This window comes from Sporomusa malonica (assembly GCF_900176355.1).
GTDB lineage: Bacteria > Bacillota > Negativicutes > Sporomusales > Sporomusaceae > Sporomusa > Sporomusa malonica.
In genome coordinates this window covers 110,601-135,885 of sequence record NZ_FWXI01000003.1, presented here as the reverse complement: position 1 = coordinate 135,885, position 25,285 = coordinate 110,601, and the positions used below count along the sequence as shown (strand labels likewise).

Sequence of the window (25,285 nt, the reverse complement as noted above, 5' to 3'; positions counted from 1 at the left end):
GCTCGCTCCCACTTGTGCTATAAATACGAATAGGGATCCGCATTATTAGAAAGTAATTAGACCTCAATCCTTGTTTAATGCAGTGATTGGGGTCTTCTTGTTTTTTGTGTCCTTGCGCTAGGGGGGCTTTTTTATTAACTTGTCCGTCCTTCTATTTGCGCTTTTAATTTTTACGTTGTATTATGAAAAAGTGATTATTTTTTTTCAGGGGGCTAATATGGGATTTCTTCTAACCTTCTCAATAGTCTATGGGCTGGCTAACGTATATATCGGCAATCGTTTTTTTTACTGGTTAAAAACATTAGTAAACGGTCCGTCAATATTTTATTGGGTTGTATTTATATTAGTAGCAGCCTCCCCTATCCTCGCACGTATCCTGGCAAGGACGGGTATAGCTAAGGCAGAAATCTTATTTATCATCGGGGATTGGTGGTTAGCCGTAACATATTGGTCAGTGCTTTTGTGGTTTATACTAGATATTATAAAAATCGTCGATAAACGATTAAACTTCTTACCGGCTATAGCGAAAGACATGACTAACCAGGGTTTTATAGTTTTATTTATCCTCCTAGGAATGTTAGCATACGGAGCTTGGAATGCGCTAAACCCAGTAATAACTCGCTATGATATGTCGATTAATAAAAAGGCCGAAGGAATCGATAATTTAAAGATTGTTTTGGTGTCAGACATTCATATGGGCCGGGTCGTTGGAATTGATCGCGTGGAACGATTAGCAGAATCCTTAAATGACCTGAACCCGGATATAGTCTTATATGCCGGCGATCAAATTGATGATGATGCTACATATGTGGCAAGCAACAAGATCGCAGAACCACTTCGAAATGTAAAAGCTCGGTTTGGATCATATGCGGTTCTAGGCAACCATGAATATATTAGCGGACAACCAGCCCTAGCAGTTTCACTATTAAAAAACAACGGTATTACTGTCCTTCAAGATCAGTGGACTACGATTGGTGATGCTGTTTATATTGTAGGTCGTGACGATCTTTCTGCTGTCCGATATGCTGCCAGAGGAACAGGGTCACTTGTCGATATAATGAAAGATATTGATAAAAAGAAAATAATAATATTAATGGATCATCAACCATCACGCATTAACGAAGCAGCTCAACAAGGTGTGGATCTTCAAGTATCGGGCCATACACACAATGGTCAATTCTTCCCCAATAATCTGATCACTAAACGAATATATGAGCAAGACTGGGGCTATCTGAAAAAAGATTCGTATCAACTAATTGTGTCGTGTGGCTATGGCACGTGGGGCCCGCCAATAAGACTTGGTAATCGACCGGAGATTGTTGAAATTAATATCAAATTTGAATAAAACTGTTTGGGGTGCGGTATTGCGCAGCATCAGGCAAATGGACAGAAATGGTGTCTTAAATACCTAGTAGACGTATCTGAGGGAAGCCCGCAAAATAAAGCCGATTGTTATTATTTTATTGAACCACAATTTGAAGATGGCGAGCCGATGACTCCACAGCAGAATCTAATGCTAAAGGAATGCGATCTTGCTTCGAGAAGGATGAGGGGACCTGTCTAAAGAAAAAGTTTGTATTTTTATCTAGCGTGCTTTACTATATGATAAAGGGCTAATATGAAGATTATAATTCCGTCTACAATTACCTACTGACTCTTTAAGGGTTTATGGTACAAGAGCTCATTCTGGCACGTTGGGGGTAAGTATTATGGCCGAAGATATAGTGATTAAGTTAACGGCTGATTTTTTCAAAACATTGTCTCATCCTATACGGGTAAAAATCCTTCGCACACTGGAACAAGAAGAACGTTGTGTGTGCGAAATTATTGAGGAATTGGACGTTGAACAGTCGAATTTGTCCCAGCATTTAAGTGTTTTAAAAAAACAGGGCATAATTGATTCACGCAAAGATGGACAGAAGGTAATTTACCGAATAGTATATAAATCTGTGTTTGACGTAATAAACGCAGCTGAAAAAACACTCAGCGAACAAATTGGGCACAGCCAAAGTATATTGAAATTTTTAAAGTAAGTATTAACCTGGCCGGATAACCGAGCGATTGAAGCTTATATTCATTAGACAGCTAAGTCGGGGAATAACCCCGCTTTTTTTTGTCCTGATAGAAAGTATTACTTTCTCCTGGATAAGGGCAACATCGGCTTGCGCTTTCGCCAAAGGCTCTGCGCAAACCGTGTTTTCTTTATGTTAGTTTAAATGACGTTAGCAGTAAAATCTGTATAAAAATGGGTATTGACCTAATAGGAAAATAGTGCTAATATATATATTAATATATTATAGATTTATAATATATTAATATGAAAAGATGCGAGGGGATTTTTTATGAGTAATTGTTGTGGTGGCGTGCAAGAGGTATCAAGAATAGTTTATGCCTGTGGAGGTTGTGCAGATGTTGGTGAGGTTTCTGACCAAGTGTGCCGCAAATTGAGACGAGAAGGGTTTGCTCAAGCCAGCATGAGCTGTATTACTGGTATTGCAGCCCATATGCAGCCGTTCATTGACACCGCTAAAAAAGCCAGCCAAGTTATCGTTATTGACGGATGCCCAGTACTTTGCGCTAAAAAGGTTCTTGAACATGTCGATATTTCTCCAGTCTCCTATGTTCTCACGCAAATGGGTCTTGAAAAAGGCAAGACAGAAGTGACCTCGCAAGTGGTTAACGATATCAGTGAGAAAATAAAAGCTGATTTGACAGGAAGTAAGTAATCCATTAACAACTTTCATATGCGAGGTAACAAAAATGTGGTGGCGTCGTGTATGAAATTTTTTAAAGGCGGTGGAGCTAATGTTACTTGAATTTGCAGAGTATGTGACGTATGGTTTATTTCAGATATCACGGGAAAGTAAGCTTGGTGATGCAGTAAGCTTTTTTATCTATGACTCAATTAAAATATTCTTCATGCTGGCAGTTATAATTTTTGCAGTATCTATGATTCGTACTTACTTTCCTCCCGAACGTACCAAGAAACTGTTGAGTCACAAAAGAGAGTTGTTTGGGAACATTATGGCCGCCTTACTAGGAATTGTAACGCCCTTTTGCTCCTGTTCGGCTGTTCCGGTATTTATCGGTTTTGTTGAATCCGGAGTACCGCTTGGAGTAACATTCTCTTTTCTAATATCGTCGCCAATGGTAAACGAGGTGGCACTCATTCTGCTGTGGGGAATGTTTGGTTGGAAGATTGCCGGAATTTATATGGCCTCCGGTCTGCTGGTGGCCATTGTGGCTGGCTATATCATAGGCAAACTCGGTCTTGAGCATTGGGTCGAAGAATATGTTTACCAAATGAAAGTGGGAGACGCTGAGATTGCAGCCATGAGTGTACAGGATCGCCTTCAATATAGCCGTGACTATACATTAGAAATTCTTCGTAAGGTTTGGCCGTATGTCGTTGTTGCTATAGGAATCGGCGGCTTTATCCATGGTTATGCTCCCGAGAACTTCCTGGTAGAGTACGCAGGAAAGGATAACCTTTTTGCAGTACCGTTGGCAGTATTAGTTGGGGTGCCGCTCTATTCTAACGCAGCGGGAATCATCCCAATCGTCTACGCGTTAATGGAAAAAGGACTTAGTATCGGTACGGTGCTGGCCTTTATGATGGCCGTTACAGCGCTAAGTCTGCCGGAAATGATTATCCTCCGTAATGTTCTCAAACCACAGCTTCTCGCAATCTTTGCGGGTATTATGGCTGTTGCCATTATAGTAACAGGATATCTATTCAACGCAATAATGTAGTTTCTAGATATTTATAGATTAGGAGGCTTTCAAAGATGAAGATTGAAGTATTAGGTATGGGGTGCGCAAAATGCAATACGCTTACGGAACGAGTGACAGAAGCGGTGGCTGAGCTGGGAATTATTGCAGAGATTGTTAAAGTGGATAATATGAAAGACATCATGGCCTACGGAGTTATGACGACACCGGCACTGGTTATTGATGGAGTTGTTAAGATCAAAGGGAAAGTTCCCAGTAAAGATGAAATAAAATCACTCATTCAGGGCTAGTTGATTACACACTTGCTCTCTGCTAAGAGGGGCGGCCCTTATGGAAAGGCATACGGCTTAGACATGGCAGACGAGATGCTGGAAGAGGCCCGAGAAAACCAGCAAAAAGCTGGGATTTTAATCTATCTGCCGATAAAGACAAAGTATTAACAGAATGCTTCCGGGTTTTGAAGCCCGGTGGGCGGTTTGCTGTATCCGATATTGTCTTAAAAAAGGCATTACCATCAAAGCTACAGCAGGATCTGACTGCATGGGCAGGTTGTATAGCAGGGGCTCTTAGCGATGCTGAATACCAGGGAAAGCTAACGGCAGCCGGATTTGAAAACATTGAAGTCCAGGTAACACGCGTCTATGACTTTGCCGATTCGGACTCTGTATTGTTTTCGCAGTTGTCTAAGGATGAGCTAGCGCAACTGGAAGGTGCGGTGGTAAGCTCGTTTATCAGAGCTCGTAAGCTTAAGGTAACCGTTCTTAAAGGCGTAGACTTTTGTATACGGGAAGCGACAGCCGACGACCTACCAAAAGTGAATCAGCTACTATATAGATAGATTTATTCAAAGGGAGCAGGAGGGTCAATGAAGCATTATCAGTTTAGTACTGGCGAAGAGTCTATCTCCATTCCTTTAAAACCAGATGTTAAGAAAATGTACATAGAAGTTACTACTGGGTGTAATTACTCGTGTATTACCTGTATACGGCATTCCTGGACCGACAAGATGGGGGATATGTCTATGGAGGTCTTTAATAAGTTATTTGAAGATATGAAGGCACTACCTGATCTAAAATGTGTTCACTTCGGGGGCTTTGGCGAGCCACTTACTCATCCTAATATCCTAGAGATGATAGGTAAATGCAAAGAGATAGGTCTTTCTGTTGAGATGATAACGAACGGTTCGATGCTTACCCCCACGGTGGCCAATTCACTAGTGGAATTGGGATTGGATTGGATATTTGTATCCTTGGATGGTCCAGATGATGACTCCTTTGAGACGATACGCCCAGGCGCAAGCTATGAGGAAGTCGTTCAAAATATAGAATATTTGCAAAAACTAAAAAAGCAAAAAAGGACAATTAAGCCGGAACTAGGTGTTGAATTTGTCGCAACCAAAACAAATATTAAGAAACTCCCAGCAATGCCGGCACTGACAGACCGGTTAGGTGCACACAAATTCATAGTAACCAATGTTTTGCCATATCACGAAAGTATGAAAGACGAGATTCTCTACGATACTGGTCTGGACTTGAATTCATTCGGACGTGAGTCTACGTTCTTATCAATGAAGGCGGCTCCTAATATGCAGCTAAGGACTGCTCGTCATTGCCGTTTTGTTGAAAACAAAGCGATGGCGGTAACTTGGCAGGGAAACATTAGCCCATGTTATGCTTTTATGCATACCTACACCTGCTATATCATGGGACGGAAAAAAGACATGATTGCACATAGCTTCGGAAATGTCAAAGAACGGAGTCTTGAGGAAATTTGGACCGATCCTGCTTATGCTCGTTTTCGCTGGATGGCACGTACATCAGATTATCCATCCTGCACAGATTGTAGATTGCTTGAAGGTTGTTCGACTGCCTTTAACAATGAAGCCGACTGTTGGGGCAATAATCCATCCTGTTCTGATTGCTTATGGGCTAGAGATATCGTCATGTGTCCCTAATTGCGAGGGGCATGCCGCTAGTAAGTAGGTTATGGTTAATAATACATAAATCATTTCAGTCTGCCTTGTCTCTAAAGCTTTAATTTGCAGGAAAAAATGAATACATAATAGAAAATAACCATAGTTTGCTCTTTGAGTAAATTATGGTTACTTTTGCATAAGTAGTGTTATCGGTCGTTGATATTCATTTTCAGTAATTCAGGATCCTGCATGATTTAAAGTGATTTTTAGGAGGTATACTTTTATGTTAAATCAAAATATTTTGGCGCTCGGAAAGAAGCGCTCGACAATTCGTGAAATCTTTGAATTTGGTAATCAGCGCGCGAAGATTGTTGGACGAGAAAACATCTTTGATTTTTCAATCGGCAATCCCAATGTGCCTGCACCGGATTCTGTGCAACAAGCAATTTGTGACATAATTAATACCCAACATCCATCATCCGTTCACGGCTATACTTCGGCGCAGGGGATTGAAGACAGTCGTACTGCAATTGCAGAGTCTTTAAACGCCCGTTTTGGAACCGATTATTCGGCAAAAAATCTTTATCTTACTGCCGGTGCAGCTGCATCGATTTCGATCTGCTTTAAGGCACTAACAGCCTCGCCGGAGGATGAGTTCATTGTTTTTGCACCATTTTTTCCGGAGTATCAGGTATTTATTGAGCATGGCGCTGGTGCTAAATGCATAGTGATTCCTGCTCAGGTTCAGGACTTTCAGATTAACTTCGAAGAATTCGAGAAAAATTTAAACCCTCATACAAAAGGGGTTGTGATTAATTCTCCTAACAATCCTTCAGGTGTAGTTTATTCGGATGAAACCATTAGCCGGCTGTCTGCACTGCTTAACGCTAAGTCAGAGGAATATGGTCATCCTATTTATCTAATTTCTGATGAACCTTATCGTGAAATTATTTATGATGGAATAAAGGTTCCATTTATTGCACCGAACTATAAGAATACGTTGGTTTGTTATTCGTATTCTAAATCGTTATCTCTACCTGGAGAACGTATTGGCTATGTTTTGGTGCCTAACACAGTAGATAATTTTGGAGACGTTTATGCTGCTGTCTGCGGCGCTGGCCGTGTACTGGGGTATGTTTGCGCACCGGCGCTGTTTCAGCATGTTATTACTCGTTGTGCGGCAGATATAGCTGATATTTCTATTTACGAAGAAAATAGAAATATCTTGTTTGAAGGTTTAACTTCTATGGGTTACAACTGTGTAAAACCGGAAGGTGCATTCTATCTGTTTCCCAAAACGCCAGAAGAGAATGATTATGCATTCTGCGAACGCGCCAAAAAATATGATCTATTGCTCGTACCCGGTACAGATTTCGGTGTTTCGGGCCATATGCGCATTTCCTATTGTGTACAAACCCAAACGGTTCGGCGTGCTCTGCCATTATTTGAAAAGTTAGCAAAGGAGTATGGACTTTAAAACAATTCACCGAGGTCTTTTACAATCGGCGACGCAAGCATTCAAACAACGCTTATAGAATGCCGATGGAAGTATAAAGTTGCGTAAATCTTTGGCGCGGAAGTGATTAAGGTCGAAGACACCGGGCGTGTAGGGACTTTCCACAGTAAAAAATAAAATCTTTTTAGAATTAGGATTGAATAAAAAGAAATGATATGGAAAAAAGGCAGAACAAAGCTAAGGGATAGTTTCCCTAGCAATTGTTCTGCCTTTTTGGTGCTCCATTGCCAAGACACTTTTTTTAGCACTGGCAAGGTAGATGTCACATTTCAAAGCCAAAGCGCTTGTAGTTTTCCCAAAATAGATGTCGATTTTCGGGAACTTGTGAAGCTTGACTAAGTCGTTGTTGCTCTTTAAGAGATTCTTCTATTGGACGCTCTTCCTCGAAAAGATCTTGTCTGCATTGATTATAAAGGTCTGATCTATTGTCTGGGTGCGCAACCGTAAGCTATCTGCTAGCAGTAAGCACTTCTTGGATTTGTTAAGAAATGTAAGTTTAGTAATGGTCTATTGTTGAATTGTTGCAATTATAGCACAATCTAAACTATGATAAAATTATCAAATATATATGGATTGTATAACAATTTTTTCCAGTTGATTCAGTATTAATTCAGTGGCAAGTATCTAATAGGGTACTATCCCACTAATAAGTGCGTACTTGTTCTATGAAAGACTAGTATCTATAATTATAAAATAGAAGAAATTAACAACAATGAACAAAAACTTGCTGCTATCCTAAGCCCGAGCTAACAATTATGGACGCGACAGCGGAATTACCGTTTCATGGCCCCGCGGGAACGGGAAATAAAAAAAATTCAAAAGAATAAAACGAGGTGCATAAGAATGGATTTGATAACTGTAAACCAGGAAGAATGTACTAAGTGTGGGATTTGCGCTAGAGAATGTCCGACAATTGTTTTAAGTATGGGGGAAAATGGTCCAGAAGCAGTAGCTCCCCTGGCTTGCATTGCCTGTGGTCATTGTGTTGCTGTATGCCCTAATGAAGCCATTGATAATATTAAAACACCACTGGCTCGCCAGCTGGACTTAACCGCGTTTCCCAAACTATCTGCAGAGGAGGCTGAGCGTTTTCTTCGATCACGCCGTTCAATCCGTTGTTACAAAAAGACTACTGTGCCACGAGAAGATTTGCTGAAGCTTGTGGAAGTAGCGCGTTTTGCTCCTACTGCCAGTAACATGCAAGGTGTATCATATGTGATTGTGGATGACCAAAAGACACTGCAAGAGTCTATTGAGCTTGCGATTAAATGGCTGGAAAATGATGCCTTACTATGCGACAGATTTGCAAATTACATAAAGGCTTATCGCGAGGACGGTATTGATATTGTCTTGCGTGGCGCGCCTAACCTTATTTTGGCAACTGCAGCCACGGATTTTTCGAGAGGTCGAGAGAATTCGGTGTTTTCCTTAGCTTATTTAGAATTGTATGCACCAAATCTCGGGTTAGGATCATGCTGGGCTGGAATACTTGAAGTATGCGCGCTTAGTGCTAATTCTCCCATGCTAAAATTATTCAATATTCCTGAAGGTAAGAAAATAACTGGTGCGGTTATGGTGGGCTATCCACAATATAGTTATAAAAGGATTGTGGATCGAGATCCGTTAAATGTTACCTTTTATAAACGGGAAATCTAAACCCTGCTTGATTGTAAACAGTTTTAGAATGCTATTAGTCCATGTGATGGAAATAAAACAACAATGGGACTAGTGTTTCGACACAGCCCCATTGTTGTTTTATTTTCTAGTAGGACTTAGGTTTAGGAGAATTTTCGAAGGAGGCAGGAAAAAAATTGTTTTCACATAATATAGCCTTAAAGAAACTAGAGGGTCAGGGTGAATATTATGAAGAGAATTGCGCTTTTTGCGCCTGATCAGCAAAGACTATCTGAGTTACAACAATTGCTGTCTGAATACCAGGATGAAATTATTTTTGAAGTCGGTTTTTTAGCTAATGCCGTTACAAAAGCGAAAAAATTACTGGCTCAGAATGTAGAAATAATACTTGCCCGCGGGCAGACTGCTATTGAAATTCGTGATAGTTTCCCGGCATTAACTGTTGTTGATATCCCTATCACTGGTTTCGATCTGGTTATCGCGCTGGAAAAAGCTCGATCCATAGGTAGCCATGTAGCTGTTATTGCCTTTCCGATTATGGCCAGCCAGATTGAGTGCCTTGAATCTGCTGTGGGTGTAACGATAAAAAAGTATAATATCCAATCTCGGGATCACATTAATGCGGCAATAGATGATGCAATTAAAAATGGTGCTGATGTTTTGTTGGGGGGATATGCAACAGGGCAAGTTGCTAGCCAAAGGGGAATACCATACGTGCAGGTGGTATGTGGTAACCAGGCTTATATTGAAGCTTTTCACAATGCTAAACGTATATTAGCTTCTATCCATGAAGAAAAACGAAAAGCTGGGCTAATTCGAACTGTACTAAACCATGCGTATGAAGGCATCGTATCAGTGGATGAGAAATGTCGTATAGTTGCCCTGAACCCTGTTGCCGAAAGAATTGTTAAGTTTCCTCCTAATTCGCTTGGACGTAATCTTAACGATATTTGGCCGGATTTAAGGTTAGATAGAATACTTACAAATGGTAAGGAAGAACTTAATGGGCTGTATCAGATAAACGGTGTGCAAATTTTGTGTAACAAAGTACCGATTAAGGACGAGCGGAAAGTAATTGGTGCTGTTGTTACTTTTCAGGATATCACTAAGATACAAATGATGGAGGCCCGAATCAGAAAAGAGGTTTATTCCAAAGGTCATGTAGCAACCTTTTCATTTAAAGATATTTATGGTTCTAGCTCAGCAATATGCTCAGCGATCAATGAAGCCAAAAGTTACTCAGTGACAGATGCCAATGTGCTAATTATCGGAGAAACTGGTGTTGGAAAAGAAGTATTTGCTCAGAGTATTCATAATAATAGTAAGCGGGCGAGAGGGCCCTTCGTAGCAGTGAATTGTGCGGCCTTACCAGCGCAACTTTTGGAAAGTGAGCTATTTGGCTACGTTGGCGGCGCTTTTACAGGGGCAAGTAAGGAAGGAAAAACTGGTTTGTTTGAAGTAGCGCACACCGGAACAATATTTCTAGATGAAATTGGGGAAATGGATTATATAAACCAAGGCAGGCTGCTAAGAGTTTTGCAGGAAAGGTCTGTTATGAGGCTGGGGAGTGATAGGGTAATCCCAGTAGATGTAAGGGTAATTGCCGCAACAAATAAGAACTTACAACAGCTTGTGTCTGAAAATAAATTTAGAGAAGATCTGTATTATCGCTTAAATGTGTTACATTTAAAAATTCCTGCCTTGTGCGAGCGGAAGAAAGATATTTCACTGTACGCCATTCAGTTTTTAAATAGTATCTCACAAAATAAGCTGAAACTGAGTAAGGCTGCATCGAAAGTCTTAGAAGAGTATACGTGGCCAGGAAATATCCGCGAATTGCGGAATGTAATAGAGCGAATTGTTGCATTGTCTCAGCGAAATACGATTAGTGCAGCTTTTATCTGCAAAATACTGAACATAGATAATAGTAATGCTTCTAGTCAGGATATAAAAGAGACCAAGGAGATAGTTGCGGCACTAGAAAGTTGTAACGGGAAGATTGGCGATGTTGCCGAACTTATGAAGATAAGCCGCTCTACGCTATGGCGTAAAATGAAGCGATTAGGAATAAATGCATAGTTTAGTCAGTAAGAAGAGGCTCCTGCGAGTCTCTTTTCTTATTATGTTCATGTAGTTAAAACAATTCTGATTTATAATGAAACATTTAAAGAATTTTATGCAACATATGATGAAAAAGAGAAGTTATAAACTCGTTTAATGAAATAATTATAAAAAACATTGTAAATATGAATGATAGTTTGAACTTTAATGTTTTTTAACCAGCAAAACGCGCATTTGCAAAGGATTCGTATTATTGGCACGCTAATTGCAAAATAAGTATTTACGAGCACTAAATAATTACTACTGGAAGATGTGAATACTTATTAAACACAACATGGGAGGTAAATGATGGGACTTACTGTTGCGGAAAAACTAATTGCTGCTTCGCTGGTTGACGGGGAAATGAAGAAAGGTAACCGGATTGGAATTCATATCTCTCAAACTTTAACGCATGACGTCACGGGCGTTATGGCTTACTTAGAATTTGAAGCCATTGGATTGAAGCGGATAAAAACAGATTTGTCGGTAAGCTATATTGATCACAACATTTTGCAGGCTGATTACAAAAATCCAGATGATCACAGATTTTTAATGGATATTACAAGTAAATTCGGCATTCTGTGTACCAAACCAGCCAGTGGGATTTGTCATCAACTGCATCTGGAGCGCTTTGCTAAGCCAGGAAAGAGTCTGCTTGGCAGCGATTCACATACGGTCAACGCCGGCGGGGTTGGCATGCTTGCCATAGGTGCAGGCGGTCTAGATATTGCAATGTCAATGGCTGGAGAGCCGTTTTACTTTAAAATGCCTGAAATTATCAAAGTGGTGCTTGCTGGTGAGTTACCGCCGTTTGTATCAGCTAAAAATGTCATTTTAGAGATTCTAAGACGAATTTCAGTTAAGGGCGGTCTCAACACAATACTTGAATATACTGGCCCTGGTATAAAGTCTTTAAATGTTACGGAGCGTGCGACTATCTGTAATATGGGTGCAGAAGTCGGTGCCACAACATCCGTATTCCCAAGTGATGAAATTACCCGATACTGGTTTAAGGCACAAGGCAGAGAGCATGAGTGGAAGCCAATATCTGCCGATGATGATGCTGTTTACGACAAGGTGATAGAAATTAACTTATCTGAACTAGAGCCGTTAATTGCTCTGCCGCACCAACCTGATAACGTTGTGCCTGTTCGCGAAGCGGCTGGAATTGATATTGATCAGGTAATGTTTGGCGGATGCACTAATTCTTCCTTACAGGATGTCATGTCAATTGCCCATATCTTAAAAGGAAAGCATGTACATGGTAATGTCGACACAGCGCTGTATTGCGGCAGTCGACAAGTAATGCTAGAAGCTATTCGGCGAGGCGTTATAGACAATTTAGTCTGCTCTGGTGTACGAATTATGGAGATGTTTTGTGGTGCTTGCAATGGCATGGGCTTTGCACCTCCTACTCATGGAAAATCACTTAGAACTGGTCCGAGAAACTTTATTGGACGCTGCGGCACCGAATGTGCAAGTGTGTATTTAGTAAGTCCTGAAGTCGCTGCGGCTTCGGCAATAACAGGCAAAATAACCGACCCCCGTGATTTGGATCTGTCTATCTGGAAATATGACATGCCTACAAAATTTATTATTGATGAAAGTATGTTCTTGCGGCCTAAAGAGAGTTTTGATGATACTCCAATTCGGCGAGGTCCTAACATTAAACCGTTGCCTGAAATAGAAGCCGTACCCGATCAGCTTACAGGTAAAACACTTATTAAGGTCGGCGATGACATCACCACAGATCACATAGTACCCGCAGGGGCCCACTTCCTGCCCATCCGTTGTAACATACCCGAGATATCTAAGTTTGTGTTTAAAGTAGTAGATGAATCTTTTCCTGAAAGGGCTAAAGAAGCGGGAAGCGGCTTTATTGTAGCTGGTCATAATTATGGGCAGGGATCAAGCAGAGAGCAAGCGGCACTAGCCCCAAGATATCTAGGAGTCAGGGCTGTGATTGCAAAAAGCTTTGCACGTATTCATCTTGCTAATTTAGTAAACTTTGGGTTGATTCCGTTTATCCTGATTAACGAGGATGATATTGACCTGTTCGACCAAGGCGATTCGTTGTCAATTGATACAACAAGCTTAAAACAGGGAGCTCAATATTTTGTTCACAACCATACGAAGGACGTTAAGGTAGCGGTTGAAACTCCGCTATCCCAAGATGAACTTGATATTATTCGTGTTGGTGGGCGCCTTAACTGGATTAAATTAAGAAATAATTAGTCTGGCTTTGAACATTAAAATATTAGATGAAATATGGAGGCTATATGGGTAAAGTACTTTTTTTAAATGGAAATGACCAACGAGTAGTGGATATATTCTGCGAAATGGCCCCGGACGGTTTTGAGATATCCTATGCGTCAAGTAAGCTTAGCGATGAGGAAAAAATTAACCTTATGCAGGACGTAGAATATGTGATGCTTCACCCAGGAGTTATTTCCGGCAGAGTTCTACAGGAAGCCAAATCACTCAAGCTTATCCAGTCCTTGACTGCCGGCTATGATAAGATTGATATGAACACCGCGAAAGAACTTAATATTCCGGTAGCTACTAATGGTGGTGCAAATTCTTGGGCGGTAGCAGAACACAGCATAGCGTTATTGCTGGCTCTTTATAAGAGACTGATTAATTGTGATAAGTCTGTTCGTGAGGGAAAATGGCGTCAAGCAATCAATGGCTTCGACACTTTTGAAGTAGCCGGTAAAACGGTCGGCATTATTGGGGCAGGAAACATTGGCCGCAAAGTAGCCCGGAGACTTAAGGCATTTGAGACAGATATCATATATTATGATCCATTTCCTGCCACAGATATTGAAACAGAGTTAGGAGCGCGTAGGGCTTCTTTAGAAGAATTGGTGAGTACCGCGGATATTATTTCGATACATGCACCGCTGCTTAAGGACACTTGGGGTCTTGTAGGCAAACGTGAGTTTTCACTTATGAAACCCACCTCAGTCATCATTAATACCTGCCGGGCCGAACTCGTTGACCAAGAGGCGTTCTTTGAAGCTCTGCAGTCCAAACGGATTGCCGGTGCTGGTCTTGATGTCTTCTTTAAAGAACCTGCGCCAGCAGATGACCCGTTCTTGAAGCTAGAAAACGTTGTCGTATCTCCTCATACAGCTGGGCATACGTGTGAGGGCTGGAATCGCCGCATAAGTTTTGCCTGGCAAAACATCCAAAGAGTGGCTGCTGGTCAGGCACCATTGTCAATTGCCCGGATTGATTAATTACTAAGAAAAGGCCATTTAGTTTTCTTTTGCAAAACTAGATGGCCTAAGATTTAACACAGTGATGTCCATTTGAACAGTTATGTATGGAGGATAATGATGAAAGCACTTATTGATGAACTGCGATCAATTTCAACCACTTGTATATCCGATGCTATGCAAGGGTTCAATCATTTGAATACAGCCATCAAGCCGCTAAAAGAAGAATATAAAATTTGCGGGCAAGCAATCACCGTAAAGGTACCGTCAGGCGACAACATGATGGTACTACAAGCAATGAAATCGGGAAAGCCGGGAGATATATTGGTGGTGGATGCTGAGGGGGCCAGATATAGGTCATTTGCCGGGGACTTTGTTATTGGCTTAGCTCGAACCTTAGGGTTCGGCGGCGTAGTAGCCGATGGAACGGTACGAGATATTCTTAGTATAAAGGAAATGAACTATCCGGTATTTTGTTTGGGTGCGACGCTCGCCTGCAGTAAAAAAATCGGGATGGGGGAGATCAATGTACCTATATCCTGCGGAGGCGTAACTATTCATCCTGGCGATATTATCGTGGGGGACGCAAACGGCGTATTGGTGATCCCTAAAGAAAGAGCGGAACAGGTCTTGGAAGCGGCTGAGACAAAAATGAAGAAGGATCAAGTTCGGGCTGAAAGTGCTTTGGTAAATAGGGAAGCGGCACTTAAATATATTGAAAATCTACTTCCTGAAAAGTAATCGGTCGTTGTAAAAGCGTAGATAACGTGATGTTGTTTAACATGCAATCGTTTATAAAAGTTATCATTTTGAAGGAGCAAAAAGTGAAATGATTGAGTTATTACATGGAGGAGTCTTTCTTTTCAAAGGTCAAGTTATCTTAAAAAACGTAGACGAGATTAATTGCTGTTTAATACGTGAGGGACTTGAACCCTCATCAGATAAAGCTCTTTCAATTGATAAGGCTAGAAAAGGCACTATTGCTTATCAAATTTTGATCAGTCACAACCAATCAGATGACTGGCGTAATTTAAAACTCCGCTTTGATGCTTTGGCCTCACATGATCTGACCTACGTTGGGATAGTACAAACTGCTGCCCTTGGTGGTATAAACGAATTTCCTGTGCCGTTTATAATGACCAATTGTCATAACAGTTTATGTGCGATCGGCGGGACGATAGCTGAGGATGATCATGCCTTCGGCTTTACTGCAGCCCAAAAGTATGGCGGTACTTTTGTACCGCCGAACCAGGCAGTCATTCACCAGTATATGAGAGAAATGATGACAGGCTGTGGCAAAATGATACTTACGGTGGACAGTCATACCCGCTATGGGCCGCTCGGAACTATGGGGGTCGGCGAAGGCAGCCCGGAAATCGTTAAGCAAATGCTTAAAAAAACATACGATATATCCTACCCTGAGGTCATCGCTATTTATCTAGCTGGCGAACCGAAGCCAGGTGTTGGTTCGCAAGACGTTGCTTTAGCCATAATCAAAGCGGTTTATGATAATGGCTTCGTGACCAACAAGGTCATGGAATTTGTCGGACCTGGTGTATCAAAACTTTCGATTGACTTCAGGAATGGTATCGATGTCATGACCACTGAGACAACATGCTTATCGAGCATTTGGCGTACAGATGAGAAGGTTAAGGAGTATTTTATAATCCACGGACGCTCTGAAGCATATACCAGATTAGATCCAGCCGAAGTAAGTTATTATGATGGGCTAGTTAAGGTAAATCTGAGTGAAATAGAACCGATGATTGCTCTACCCTTTCACCCCAGTAATGTTTGGTCTATAGCTGAGTTAAACCAAAACGGCTCAGATATCTTGAGACAAGTTGAAGTTGAAGCACAAAAACAATTAGATAATCCGAACTTAGTACTACGGCTTACTGACAAACTGGTAAATGGCCGCCTGAAAGTGGAACAAGGCGTTGTTGCAGGGTGTTCTGGCGGTATGTTTGAAAATGTCATGGCAATGGCTGACATTTTAGGTAATAAGTCAATCGGCAATGGTTATTTCTCCCTTAGTGTTTATCCGGCAAGTCAGCCGATTTACCTTGATTTATTAAGACACAGGGCTATTGAGATCTTAATGACAGCCGGAGCAGCCATTAAGCCTGCATTTTGTGGACCATGCTTCGGTTTTGGGGATATTCCTTCGCATGGCAGCTTGAGTATTCGTCACGTAACAAGGAATTTTAAGCATAGAGAGGGCTCAAGCCCAACCAATGGCCAACTTGCGTCTAGCGCGTTGATGGATGCTAGATCTATTGCGGCTACGTCTTTAAATGGTGGGGTATTGACTCCTGCAACTGAGGTCGAGGTTACCTATAGCAAAGGCAATTATAAGTTTGATCAAAATGTCTATGGTAATCGGGTTTATCAGGGATTTGGTAACTCTAAGCCTGAAACAGAGTTAAAGACTGGTCCTAATATTTCTGGTTGGCCACCGATACCAACGCTTGCAGAGAATCTTCTGCTCAAAGTATCGGCTATTCTAAAAGACCCGATTACAACTACAGATGAACTTATCCCCTCCGGCGAAGCATCAACCTATCGTTCTAATCCTCAAAAGCTGGCTGAATTTACGTTATGTCGCAAAGAGCCTGCTTATGTAGGAAGGTCTAACGACGTTAAGAAGTTTGAAGCAAAGCGTTTAAGCGCGTTAGAGCAGGATAACGGCGGTCAAATTTTTGAGCAAATCGTTGACGAAATCGGCTTGCCAAAGCAGTTTCGAGATTGTTTGCCAAATACCGCGATTGGCAGTCTGATAGTTGCTGTTAAGCCAGGGGATGGGTCGGCTAGGGAACAGGCGGCATCTAGCCAAAAAATGTTGGGTGGGCAGGCTAATGTAGTGCATGAATATGCCACAAAGCGATATCGTAGCAATTTGATAAATTGGGGCCTTGTTCCGTTTACTGTTGAACGGGAAACACTTACTAAGTTTTTTGTAGATGATTTAATTCACATCCCTGGGATCAGAAAAGCTGTAGCCGACGGTGCGGAAAAAGTTCAGGCTTTTATAATAAGGGTAAATAGTATCTCGCAAATTGAACTCAAATTAGAGAACCTGTCAAAAGAAGAAAGAGAGACGATATTGGCCGGCTGCCTTATTAATTATTACAGAAGTAACACCTAATGATCGGTCTAGCAAGCTTTCTAAATTCTCGGACTAATTCCTTGGTTTGCGAAGACGGTTCTATTGTGGAACGTTAGGAGGAATTTTAATGCCACAGTTTTCAGTTCTTTGTAGTGTATATAGAGGTGGAACTAGTCGGGGATTGTTCTTTCATAAGAAGGATTTGCCGGCAGATATCCAGATGCGCAATAAGATTTTTCTGGAAGGTATCGATTGCTATAATCCTTCGCAGGTTAATGGGTTGGGTGGTACTACATCTTCAACAAGCAAGGTGGGGATAATCGCGCCATCTTCTAAGGAGGGGGCAGATGTCGATTGGACATTTGTTCAACTTGGGGTTGCCGAGGCTGTCGTCGATGAAAAAGGAACTTGTGGTAATTTGATGGTGGCTGCCGGCGCTTTTGCTGTGGATGAGGGCTTAGTAACTGTTGACTCTTCTGCTGAGATGGCAGACGTTTATGTTTATAATACCAACATCAAAAAAATACTGCACATGGAAATACCAGTTGTAAACGGCAAGGCTAAGGTCAGCGGGGATTACCAAATGCCTGGTGTAGTAAAACCAGGGGCGATGTTCCGGGTCTCAATCATGAGCCCTGGGGGTGAAATGACGGGAAAACAACTGCTTCTCGGACCTAAGTCTGAGGTGAAATCAAAGAAAGCCGCCTATGAGGTAACTTTCTCAGACCTAATAAATCCTTTTATCCTTTTAGCGGGTAAGGATGTAGGCTTAATCGGCGCCGAATCGCACAAAGAAGTTGCCACGAATCAGGCAATGCTGGATGAACTTAATTTAATCCGTGATAAAGTGGCAGTACTTGCCGGTATGGCAGCGGACGAACAGGATGCCAGGCAGAATAAGCCAAATGTCCCCAAAATAGCGGTCGTTGCTCCCGCCCAGGACTATGTAACTACTGGGGGCGAGCATATAAAAAAAGAAGACGTCGATATCCTAGTCAAGGCTGTATCAATGTGGAAATTGCATCGTACCTGCCCGGCCAGCGGTTTATATAATTTAGCAGCAGCAGCCCTCTTGCCGGGGACTGTTCCCAATCAAATTGCCGGCTTCCTGCCAGGGGTAAAAGAGCGCATGGTAAGAATCGGCCACTCGGAAGGAATTGTGGAAGTACTTGTTACTGTCGCCGCGGACGGGGAAAGCGTATCTCGAGTTGGTATGGAGCGTACGGCACGAAGAATCATGAAGGGTGAAATATTTATACCTGTTTTGTAGTTTTATAAATGTAATTTTATAGGGAGTGGAAATATGGTTGAGTTAGTTGAAAATGGCGTATATCTCCTGAGGGGAAAACTCATTATAGAGGATGCAGATCAATTAGGTGTAGACAAGGTTAATGACATGCTACGCCGGGAAGACCTTCAGCCAATAGCCGAAGCAGAGATAACGAAGGAAGTGGCAAGAAATAACACCATCACCAGCAGGATTATGGAAGCACATAATACCTCAAAGGATAAACGTAACCTGAAATTAAAATTTGATGCCCTCGCTTCTCACGATATAACTTTTGTTGGTATTATCCAGACGGCCATTGCCAGCGGGCTTAACGAATTTCCAGTACCTTATGTTTTGACTAATTGTCATAACAGTCTATGTGCTGTTGGCGGTACCATTAATGAAGATGACCATGCTTTTGGCTTGTCTGCAGCTAAAAAGTACGGCGGTATTTATGTACCGGCCCATCTGGCTGTTATACATCAGTATATGCGGGAGACTATGGCCGGATGTGGCAAGATGATTTTGGGCTCAGATAGTCATACCCGCTATGGAGCTCTGGGGACCATGGCTATTGGTGAGGGTGGTCCTGAGTTGGTCAAACAGTTATTAAATCATACCTATAATGCACCTAGGCCAGAGGTCGTAGGGATTTACCTAGAAGGTCAGCCCGTTAATGGCGTCGGACCGCAAGATGTTGCTCTCGCTATTATCAGAGCTGTCTTTAAAGATGGTTTTGTAAAAAATAAAGTAATGGAATTTGTTGGACCAGGTGTAAATAATCTTAGTGTGGATTTCCGTAACGGTATAGATGTTATGACTACTGAAACTACGTGTTTATCCTCTATATGGCAAACTGATGAGAAGGTTGCTGAATACTTTGCTATTCACAGGCGGGGCAAAGACTACAGTAAGTTGGAACCAGGCGCAGTATGCTACTATGACAGCATGGTAAAAGTCGATTTAAACCGCATTGTTCCCATGATTGCCCTTCCGTTTCACCCGAGAAATGTTTATTCAATTTCTGAACTTAATCGTAATGCTGTTGATATTTTACGTGAAGTCGAGATTGAAGGTAAGAGGCAGTTAGAAAACCCCAATGTGAACTTCAATTTGACCGATAAACTGGTCAATGGACGTCTAATGGTTGACCAAGGGATTGTAGTCGGATGCTCAGGGGGGACTTTTGAAAACCTTACGGCAGTTGCGAAAATCGTAGATGGAAAATCCATTGGCAATGGTGATTTTTCTTTGAGCGCTTATCCGGCAAGTCAGCCAGTTTTCGCTGAGTTGATGAGGAATGGCTCTATTGAAAAAATGATTAGTGCCGGTACGATCATTAAGACTTCGTTCTGCGGCCCTTGTTTTGGAGCAGGCGACACGCCAGCTAATAATGCTTTGAGTATCAGACATGCAACACGTAATTTCCCCAATAGAGAGGGCTCAAAACCGGGAAATGGCCAGATAGCTTCAGTGGCTTTGATGGATGCTCGGTCTATTGCAGCAACGGCGATACATGGCGGCTTATTGACACCTGCGACTGAGATAGATTATGAAGAAACTCCTGTATCCTATAAATTCGACAAACAGTCTTATGATAACCGTGTATACCAAGGCTTTGGCGAGGCTAAGGCGGAGGATAAACTGAAATATGGTCCCGGCATTGCCAATTGGCCTGAGATTAGACCTCTTCCGGAAAACTTACTGATTAAATTAGCTTCTGTTATTCACGATCCAGTAACAACCACTGATGAACTGATTCCATCGGGGGAAACATCATCCTATCGATCAAACCCATTCAAATTAGCGGAGTTTACGCTATCGAGAAAAGATCCGGAGTATGTTGGCAGGGCTAAAGCTGTGCAGCAACTGGAGATAGAGCGGCAAAAGCGTGTGAAGAATGGGGAGTTGCACGGATTAATAGATACCTTCCGAGCGATCTTTTCGGGGGATCAATTAAACGCAGAGGAATTGCTGGAACTAATTAAAAATACTGGGCTAGGCAGTGTAATATATGCGGCAAAGCCGGGTGACGGTTCGGCGAGGGAGCAGGCGGCTTCTTGTCAGAAGGTCCTGGGTGGTGATGCTAATATTGCCATTGAATATGCCACAAAACGCTACCGCAGCAATGTCATAAATTGGGGAATGATTCCTTTTACTATGAATCGTGAAGAGGTCAATAAGTTGAAAGTGGATGATTACATTTTTATCCCCAATATTCGTCTAAGTATTGTAAACGGGACAGATAGAATAAAAGCATATGTACTAAATGAACAAGGTAAAACTGATCTAGAACTGAAACTAGAGAATCTTTCTAAAGACGATCGCGATATAATCTTGGCTGGGTGTCTAATAAACTACTACGCTGAAAACTAAATGATACTTTAGATTGTAGAAAAATCCCGCTTTTAGACCAAAAGGCCTGAAAGCGGGATTTTATAGTAAGGATGCGATATGTATCATTTTCTGATTGGGTCAACTGGGGTAGGAGCAGTGCCCAGAAGTAGCAGGTTTTCAATATCTGCCTTTAAAATGGTCACAGCCGTTGTAATCTCGCCTTTTTCCAGATAGTCAACTAAAGCCAGGTGCAAATCCATGGTGGCGGAATGTTTTTTTTGTACGAAAAAGATAGTCTGAATGTTCAAAGCATCTTCCAAGAGTTTATAAGCGTAATGGTTGCCATAAATGGAGAACAATTTCAGATGAAACTGGCAGTTGTAGTGCCAGTGAGACATGAAATCATTAGTCGGACAGTTGATGTAGTCCACACAGGTGTTTCTCAGTTCTTTGATCCGGGATTCATCGATATAGGTACAATAGCTTTCCAAAAAAGAACACTCCAAAGCAGAACGGAATTTAATGACTTCTAACAACTGTTGTTCACTTGGCTGAAAAATTTTATATCCCTGTCTGGGAATGCTGGACAGGATATGGGTTCCAGTCAACTGGGTAAGTGCTTCGCGTATTGGTGCACGGCTAACCCCATATTTTTCCATTAAAAATTTCTCAGTCAGGATTGTATCGGCAGGATATACTCCATTGATAATATCAGAAAACAAAGCATCATAAACTTGATCCTTTAATGTATCCAAATTTTCTTTGCCCATAAAATATCTCCTTAATAGCATTGTCAAATAATTATATATTGAAAAAAAAGGTAAGTCAATATGAGATGAACATGAAGTGCATAAATACTAAAATAAAACTACTATTACTGATCATATCACGAAATACTAAATGTAAATGATTTAGATTAAAACTACAATATTTATACAGTATTTATATAATAATACGTATAAAAAATGTCGATTATTATAATTATTAAAAAAATATTGACCGGTATCAATTTGCGTGATATGATCAGAACTGTAGCAAGATATATGATTGCATTGTAAAATTCAGCAATTAATGCTGATTATAAGCGGAAATGCCGGGTATTGTTGTGATCATATTAGGTGCTGACGGAACGAGTTCGGATTTCTTAGAAGGACGCTGTGGTAATGAGGAGAGGAGAAAAAGTATGATTAATAACAAAATTAGTATCAAAGGAGACCCCGTAGTGGACATTCAGAGAGGTGCAATCGGACATCGTGCAACCTGGACCGGTTTAACGTACACCAAGGCCAGAGAAGCAGGAAAGGCAGAAGAAGCAGAAAAATTCATACGTGAAGCAATTTCAGAAACTGGTGAGGTCCAGGGCGCTGCAATCAAATCCCAATGCAAGGATCCCCAAAACGTTACATGCTTTGCAGAGACTTTCCTAACTCCGAATGTCGTAAAGACTTTTGAAATTGAATTCAAAACCAAAACTGAAGATAGAGTGGATCTAGAATTCCATCACTGCCCACTGCTGAAAGCATGGCAGGATTTAGGCTTTGATGATGCGACCTGCGAGAAATTATGCGACATAGCTATGGATGGTGACAGAGGCATTGCCAAGGCTATGGGATTTGAATTCCATTTGGGAGATACCATTGCTAAAGGTTGCAGTACCTGTCAGGTATCCTTTTTCAAAAATGATAAGTAATTGAGCATTGAAAAAAGGAGAACTCTTAATGGATAAGATGAAATACGATAATTATGTTACGATATTAAAAGGAGAATTGATTCCGGCTATGGGCTGCACGGAACCGATTGCCATTGCCTTTACAGCTGCAAAGGCAAGAGAGGTCCTTGGGCGGACACCGGAACAGATGGTTGTCCGTTGCAGCGGCAATATTATTAAAAATGTGAAGGGTGTTGTAGTGCCTAATTCCGGCGGTCAGAAGGGCGTAGAAGTGGCAGCCATTTTAGGCATTGTCGCAGGGAAGCCAGAACTGGAGCTTGAGGCCATCAGCCAAGTAAAACAGGAAGACATCGATAAGACCAGAACGTTATATAGCCAGGGAATATGTAGCTGTGAGCTGGAAGAAGGAGAAGAAAATCTTTTCATCCGCGCAGAGTTGACAGCCGGACAGGAAACGGCAGCTGTGGAAGTAAGAACCAAGCACAACCACATTGCCAGAATAGAAAAAAATGGTCAGTTAATATTTGAAAAGCCTGATATTGCAATTCAAGAGTCTGGGGATAAGTCAAATCTCAATATCAGGGACATACTCCAGTTTGCCAATGAAGTAAATTTGGATGATATAAGAGAAATCATCGGTAGACAAATTAAGTACAATTCTGCCATATCAGAAGAAGGCTTGACAAATAAATGGGGGGCCCAGGTGGGACAGACTTTCTTAAAGTTTGGCAGTAATGATGTAAGAATCAGGGCAAGAGCGGCAGCGGCAGCAGGTTCCGATGCGAGAATGAATGGTTGTGCCCTCCCGGTAGTCATCAACTCGGGAAGCGGCAATCAGGGGATTACTTGTACTATGCCGGTTGTCGTTTATGCTGAAGAGATTGGAGTAGATGAGGATACCCTTTACAGGGCTCTTGTTTTGACCAACCTTCTGTCCCTTCACCAGAAACGCTATATTGGAAACCTATCTGCTTACTGTGGAGCCGTATCAGCTGGGGCGGCTGCAGCTTGCGGCATTGCTTATCTGAATGGTGCTGATTATGATGTCATTGGAAAGACCCTCATCAATTCTTTGGGTAATGTGGGCGGCATTATATGCGATGGAGCCAAGGCTTCTTGCGCGGCAAAGATTTCCAGTGCAGTAGATGCGGGCATTATGGGCTATGAAATGGCAAAACACGATTTGTTCTTTCCATTCGGAGAAGGACTTGTGGAAAAAGATTACGAACAGACAATTCAAAATATTGGCCGTATGGGCTGCTATGGCATGAAATCCACCGATGTAGAAATCCTTAATATTATGATAGGAAAGTAATTTCCAATCATGTTATTAGTATTGGAATATTTAACTTAACTAAATATGCAATCTAATAGATTAATAGGAGGAAAGATATATGAAAAAACGTTGGGTAGTGTTAGCCGTATCATGGATCGTATTTTTCGTGGCATTTCTCGATCGGGTAAATTTGTCGGTCGCTATGCCCCTGATATCCAAGGAATTCTCATTATCTCCGGAACAAGTCGGTTATCTATTTAGTGCCTTTTTTATAACATATACTATCTTTCAAATACCCGGCGGCTATCTGAGTGATAAAGTTGGGCCTAAAAAGGTGCTGATTGTTGCCTTAATATGGTGGTCAATTATGACGATGGCTACAGGGGTAGCGCGTTCATTTTCCCAGTTTTTTATCGTACGTGTACTTTTTGGCATTGGCGAAGGTCTTCAGCCGCCTTGCGCTTTCAAATTGAATAGTAACTGGTTTCCCAATCAGGAACGGGCAACTGCTAATGCAATCTTTACCTCTGCATGTTCCTTCGGTCCTGCTGTTGCACCGTCAATCGCCGTGGCTATTATTGGTCTTTGGGGCTGGCATGCACTATTCTATATTTTTGGTGGATTGGGCTTTGTAATTCTTCCATTATTGTACTTTCTAGTAAAAAATTCTCCGGAAGAAGATCCTGACATCACACAAGAGGAACTTAATTATATTAAAAGTGGACAAGTAGAAATAGCATCGGCAGCATCAGACGAAACTAGTGTGGGACTTATGAGTGTACTGAAAAATCGGAATATTTGCCTGTTGGCTCTTACTTATTTTGGTTTTATGTGTGCATTCTTTGGTTTATTATCCTGGTTGCCTAGTTATTTAGTAAAAGCACGTGGCTTTGAATTGGTGAAAATGGGTATCTTCTCCGGATTACCGTTTTTAGCACTGGGTATCGCTCAACCGTTTGGCGGCTGGCTTTCCGATAAAGTGTTTGCTGGTCACCGTAAAATGCAGGCAATTCTTGTGAATTTAGCAGCCGGGCCGGTGCTTTATGGTGTTGTTGCAGCCCCAACAGAAAATATTGCTATGGGACTGCTGGTTTGCACAGGATTTCTTGTAGGTATGGCGTTTGGTCCCTTATGGGCTATGCCAATGGAATCGGTTAAACGCAGTTATGTTGGTATGGCGACCGGCGTTATGAATGCAGGTGGCAGTATAGGCGGCATCTTATCTCCAATTATAATCGGCTATTTAGTTGGTATGTCCGGTTATAATGCTGCATTCATCTTTATGGGTGGCGCATTAGTCTTTACAGCATTAGTTGTATCCTTAGTCAAACTACCACCGAAAGCTGATACTCGTTTTGTGTCGGCGACTGAAAATTAATGAATAGAGTTTAAATTAATAAAATTGAGCGCCCAGTAACCTAAACTGATGGCGCTCAGTTTTATTTATAATCCGATAGGGTTACGGGTGGAAGTGGCGCAATGTTAGCCGACCACTTCAGTTGCGT

At 41.7% G+C, this 25,285-nt stretch carries 20 protein-coding genes; 19 read left to right on the top strand and 1 reads right to left on the bottom strand.

Annotation, left to right across the window (positions count from 1 at the left end):
* Positions 1-217: 217 nt before the first annotated feature.
* From B9A22_RS04325 to B9A22_RS04250, 16 genes are all read left to right on the top strand, one after another.
* Complete coding sequence (locus tag B9A22_RS04325) at positions 218-1,345, top strand: metallophosphoesterase (protein WP_139796162.1); 1,128 nt, start codon at positions 218-220, stop codon at positions 1,343-1,345.
* Positions 1,346-1,709: 364 nt separating this feature from the next.
* The gene (locus B9A22_RS04320) at positions 1,710-2,033 is read left to right on the top strand and encodes an ArsR/SmtB family transcription factor (RefSeq protein WP_084574488.1); all 324 of its coding nucleotides are present in this window, start codon (positions 1,710-1,712) and stop codon (positions 2,031-2,033) included.
* Positions 2,034-2,342: 309 nt separating this feature from the next.
* Positions 2,343-2,726: a putative zinc-binding protein gene (locus B9A22_RS04315; RefSeq protein ID WP_084574487.1), complete on the top strand. Its 384-nt coding sequence runs from the start codon at positions 2,343-2,345 to the stop codon at positions 2,724-2,726.
* A gap of 79 nt (positions 2,727-2,805) precedes the next feature.
* On the top strand, positions 2,806-3,753 hold the full coding sequence (locus B9A22_RS04310; protein WP_084574486.1) for a permease: 948 nt from the start codon (positions 2,806-2,808) through the stop codon (positions 3,751-3,753).
* Between the two features lie 35 nt (positions 3,754-3,788).
* Complete coding sequence (locus B9A22_RS04305) at positions 3,789-4,022, top strand: thioredoxin family protein (protein WP_084574485.1); 234 nt, start codon at positions 3,789-3,791, stop codon at positions 4,020-4,022.
* A 167-nt stretch (positions 4,023-4,189) separates the two neighbouring features.
* On the top strand, positions 4,190-4,570 hold the full coding sequence (locus B9A22_RS04300) for a class I SAM-dependent methyltransferase (protein WP_245823790.1): 381 nt from the start codon (positions 4,190-4,192) through the stop codon (positions 4,568-4,570).
* Positions 4,571-4,597: 27 nt separating this feature from the next.
* The gene (locus B9A22_RS04295) at positions 4,598-5,686 is read left to right on the top strand and encodes a tungsten cofactor oxidoreductase radical SAM maturase (protein ID WP_084574484.1); all 1,089 of its coding nucleotides are present in this window, start codon (positions 4,598-4,600) and stop codon (positions 5,684-5,686) included.
* Positions 5,687-5,930: 244 nt separating this feature from the next.
* Positions 5,931-7,124, top strand: a complete 1,194-nt coding sequence (locus B9A22_RS04290) for a pyridoxal phosphate-dependent aminotransferase (RefSeq protein ID WP_084574483.1) — start codon at positions 5,931-5,933, stop codon at positions 7,122-7,124.
* A gap of 882 nt (positions 7,125-8,006) precedes the next feature.
* A complete protein-coding gene (locus B9A22_RS04285) occupies positions 8,007-8,819 on the top strand; it encodes a nitroreductase family protein (protein ID WP_084574482.1) in 813 nt (270 codons plus the stop codon).
* Positions 8,820-9,026: 207 nt separating this feature from the next.
* Positions 9,027-10,877, top strand: a complete 1,851-nt coding sequence (locus B9A22_RS04280) for a sigma 54-interacting transcriptional regulator (RefSeq protein WP_245823811.1) — start codon at positions 9,027-9,029, stop codon at positions 10,875-10,877.
* A gap of 327 nt (positions 10,878-11,204) precedes the next feature.
* A complete protein-coding gene (locus B9A22_RS04275; protein ID WP_281252347.1) occupies positions 11,205-13,133 on the top strand; it encodes an aconitate hydratase in 1,929 nt (642 codons plus the stop codon).
* Between the two features lie 44 nt (positions 13,134-13,177).
* Positions 13,178-14,140 (top strand): NAD(P)-dependent oxidoreductase, encoded by a 963-nt coding sequence (locus B9A22_RS04270; RefSeq protein WP_084574479.1) that lies wholly within the window; start codon positions 13,178-13,180, stop codon positions 14,138-14,140.
* 96 nt (positions 14,141-14,236) lie between these two features.
* Positions 14,237-14,860 carry an RraA family protein gene (locus B9A22_RS04265; RefSeq protein ID WP_217805872.1) on the top strand — a complete coding sequence of 208 codons (624 nt, stop codon included), beginning with the start codon at positions 14,237-14,239 and terminating at the stop codon, positions 14,858-14,860.
* An 88-nt stretch (positions 14,861-14,948) separates the two neighbouring features.
* Positions 14,949-17,267 carry a hydratase gene (locus tag B9A22_RS04260; protein ID WP_084574477.1) on the top strand — a complete coding sequence of 773 codons (2,319 nt, stop codon included), beginning with the start codon at positions 14,949-14,951 and terminating at the stop codon, positions 17,265-17,267.
* Positions 17,268-17,355: 88 nt separating this feature from the next.
* A complete protein-coding gene (locus B9A22_RS04255) occupies positions 17,356-18,498 on the top strand; it encodes a PrpF domain-containing protein (RefSeq protein ID WP_084574476.1) in 1,143 nt (380 codons plus the stop codon).
* Positions 18,499-18,531: 33 nt separating this feature from the next.
* Entirely contained in the window at positions 18,532-20,874 is a 2,343-nt protein-coding gene (locus B9A22_RS04250; RefSeq protein WP_084574475.1) for a hydratase, read from the top strand.
* Positions 20,875-20,957: 83 nt separating this feature from the next.
* On the opposite strand, the gene B9A22_RS04245 is transcribed toward B9A22_RS04250, so the two are convergent.
* The gene (locus tag B9A22_RS04245; protein WP_084574474.1) at positions 20,958-21,605 is read right to left on the bottom strand and encodes a GntR family transcriptional regulator; all 648 of its coding nucleotides are present in this window, start codon (positions 21,603-21,605) and stop codon (positions 20,958-20,960) included.
* Between the two features lie 320 nt (positions 21,606-21,925).
* Between B9A22_RS04245 and B9A22_RS04240 the strand changes: the two genes are divergently transcribed.
* The 3 genes from B9A22_RS04240 to B9A22_RS04230 all read left to right on the top strand — a co-directional run bounded on the left by B9A22_RS04240 (position 21,926) and on the right by B9A22_RS04230 (position 25,158).
* Positions 21,926-22,525 carry an L-2-amino-thiazoline-4-carboxylic acid hydrolase gene (locus B9A22_RS04240; RefSeq protein ID WP_245823788.1) on the top strand — a complete coding sequence of 200 codons (600 nt, stop codon included), beginning with the start codon at positions 21,926-21,928 and terminating at the stop codon, positions 22,523-22,525.
* 28 nt (positions 22,526-22,553) lie between these two features.
* A complete protein-coding gene (locus B9A22_RS04235) occupies positions 22,554-23,819 on the top strand; it encodes an L-cysteine desulfidase family protein (protein ID WP_084574472.1) in 1,266 nt (421 codons plus the stop codon).
* 79 nt (positions 23,820-23,898) lie between these two features.
* Positions 23,899-25,158 carry an MFS transporter gene (locus B9A22_RS04230; protein ID WP_084574471.1) on the top strand — a complete coding sequence of 420 codons (1,260 nt, stop codon included), beginning with the start codon at positions 23,899-23,901 and terminating at the stop codon, positions 25,156-25,158.
* Positions 25,159-25,285: the final 127 nt, after the last annotated feature.

Coding starts and splice junctions, on each gene's coding strand:
- B9A22_RS04230 (WP_084574471.1), top strand. CDS start 23,899: ATGAAAAAACGTTGGGTAGTGTTAGCCGTATCATGGATCGTATTTTTC.
- B9A22_RS04305 (WP_084574485.1), top strand. CDS start 3,789: ATGAAGATTGAAGTATTAGGTATGGGGTGCGCAAAATGCAATACGCTT.
- B9A22_RS04270 (WP_084574479.1), top strand. CDS start 13,178: ATGGGTAAAGTACTTTTTTTAAATGGAAATGACCAACGAGTAGTGGAT.
- B9A22_RS04280 (WP_245823811.1), top strand. CDS start 9,027: ATGAAGAGAATTGCGCTTTTTGCGCCTGATCAGCAAAGACTATCTGAG.
- B9A22_RS04240 (WP_245823788.1), top strand. CDS start 21,926: ATGCCGGGTATTGTTGTGATCATATTAGGTGCTGACGGAACGAGTTCG.
- B9A22_RS04290 (WP_084574483.1), top strand. CDS start 5,931: ATGTTAAATCAAAATATTTTGGCGCTCGGAAAGAAGCGCTCGACAATT.
- B9A22_RS04275 (WP_281252347.1), top strand. CDS start 11,205: ATGATGGGACTTACTGTTGCGGAAAAACTAATTGCTGCTTCGCTGGTT.
- B9A22_RS04235 (WP_084574472.1), top strand. CDS start 22,554: ATGGATAAGATGAAATACGATAATTATGTTACGATATTAAAAGGAGAA.
- B9A22_RS04310 (WP_084574486.1), top strand. CDS start 2,806: ATGTTACTTGAATTTGCAGAGTATGTGACGTATGGTTTATTTCAGATA.
- B9A22_RS04325 (WP_139796162.1), top strand. CDS start 218: ATGGGATTTCTTCTAACCTTCTCAATAGTCTATGGGCTGGCTAACGTA.
- B9A22_RS04320 (WP_084574488.1), top strand. CDS start 1,710: ATGGCCGAAGATATAGTGATTAAGTTAACGGCTGATTTTTTCAAAACA.
- B9A22_RS04265 (WP_217805872.1), top strand. CDS start 14,237: ATGATGAAAGCACTTATTGATGAACTGCGATCAATTTCAACCACTTGT.
- B9A22_RS04255 (WP_084574476.1), top strand. CDS start 17,356: ATGCCACAGTTTTCAGTTCTTTGTAGTGTATATAGAGGTGGAACTAGT.
- B9A22_RS04285 (WP_084574482.1), top strand. CDS start 8,007: ATGGATTTGATAACTGTAAACCAGGAAGAATGTACTAAGTGTGGGATT.
- B9A22_RS04250 (WP_084574475.1), top strand. CDS start 18,532: ATGGTTGAGTTAGTTGAAAATGGCGTATATCTCCTGAGGGGAAAACTC.
- B9A22_RS04260 (WP_084574477.1), top strand. CDS start 14,949: ATGATTGAGTTATTACATGGAGGAGTCTTTCTTTTCAAAGGTCAAGTT.
- B9A22_RS04315 (WP_084574487.1), top strand. CDS start 2,343: ATGAGTAATTGTTGTGGTGGCGTGCAAGAGGTATCAAGAATAGTTTAT.
- B9A22_RS04295 (WP_084574484.1), top strand. CDS start 4,598: ATGAAGCATTATCAGTTTAGTACTGGCGAAGAGTCTATCTCCATTCCT.
- B9A22_RS04245 (WP_084574474.1), bottom strand. CDS start 21,605: ATGGGCAAAGAAAATTTGGATACATTAAAGGATCAAGTTTATGATGCT.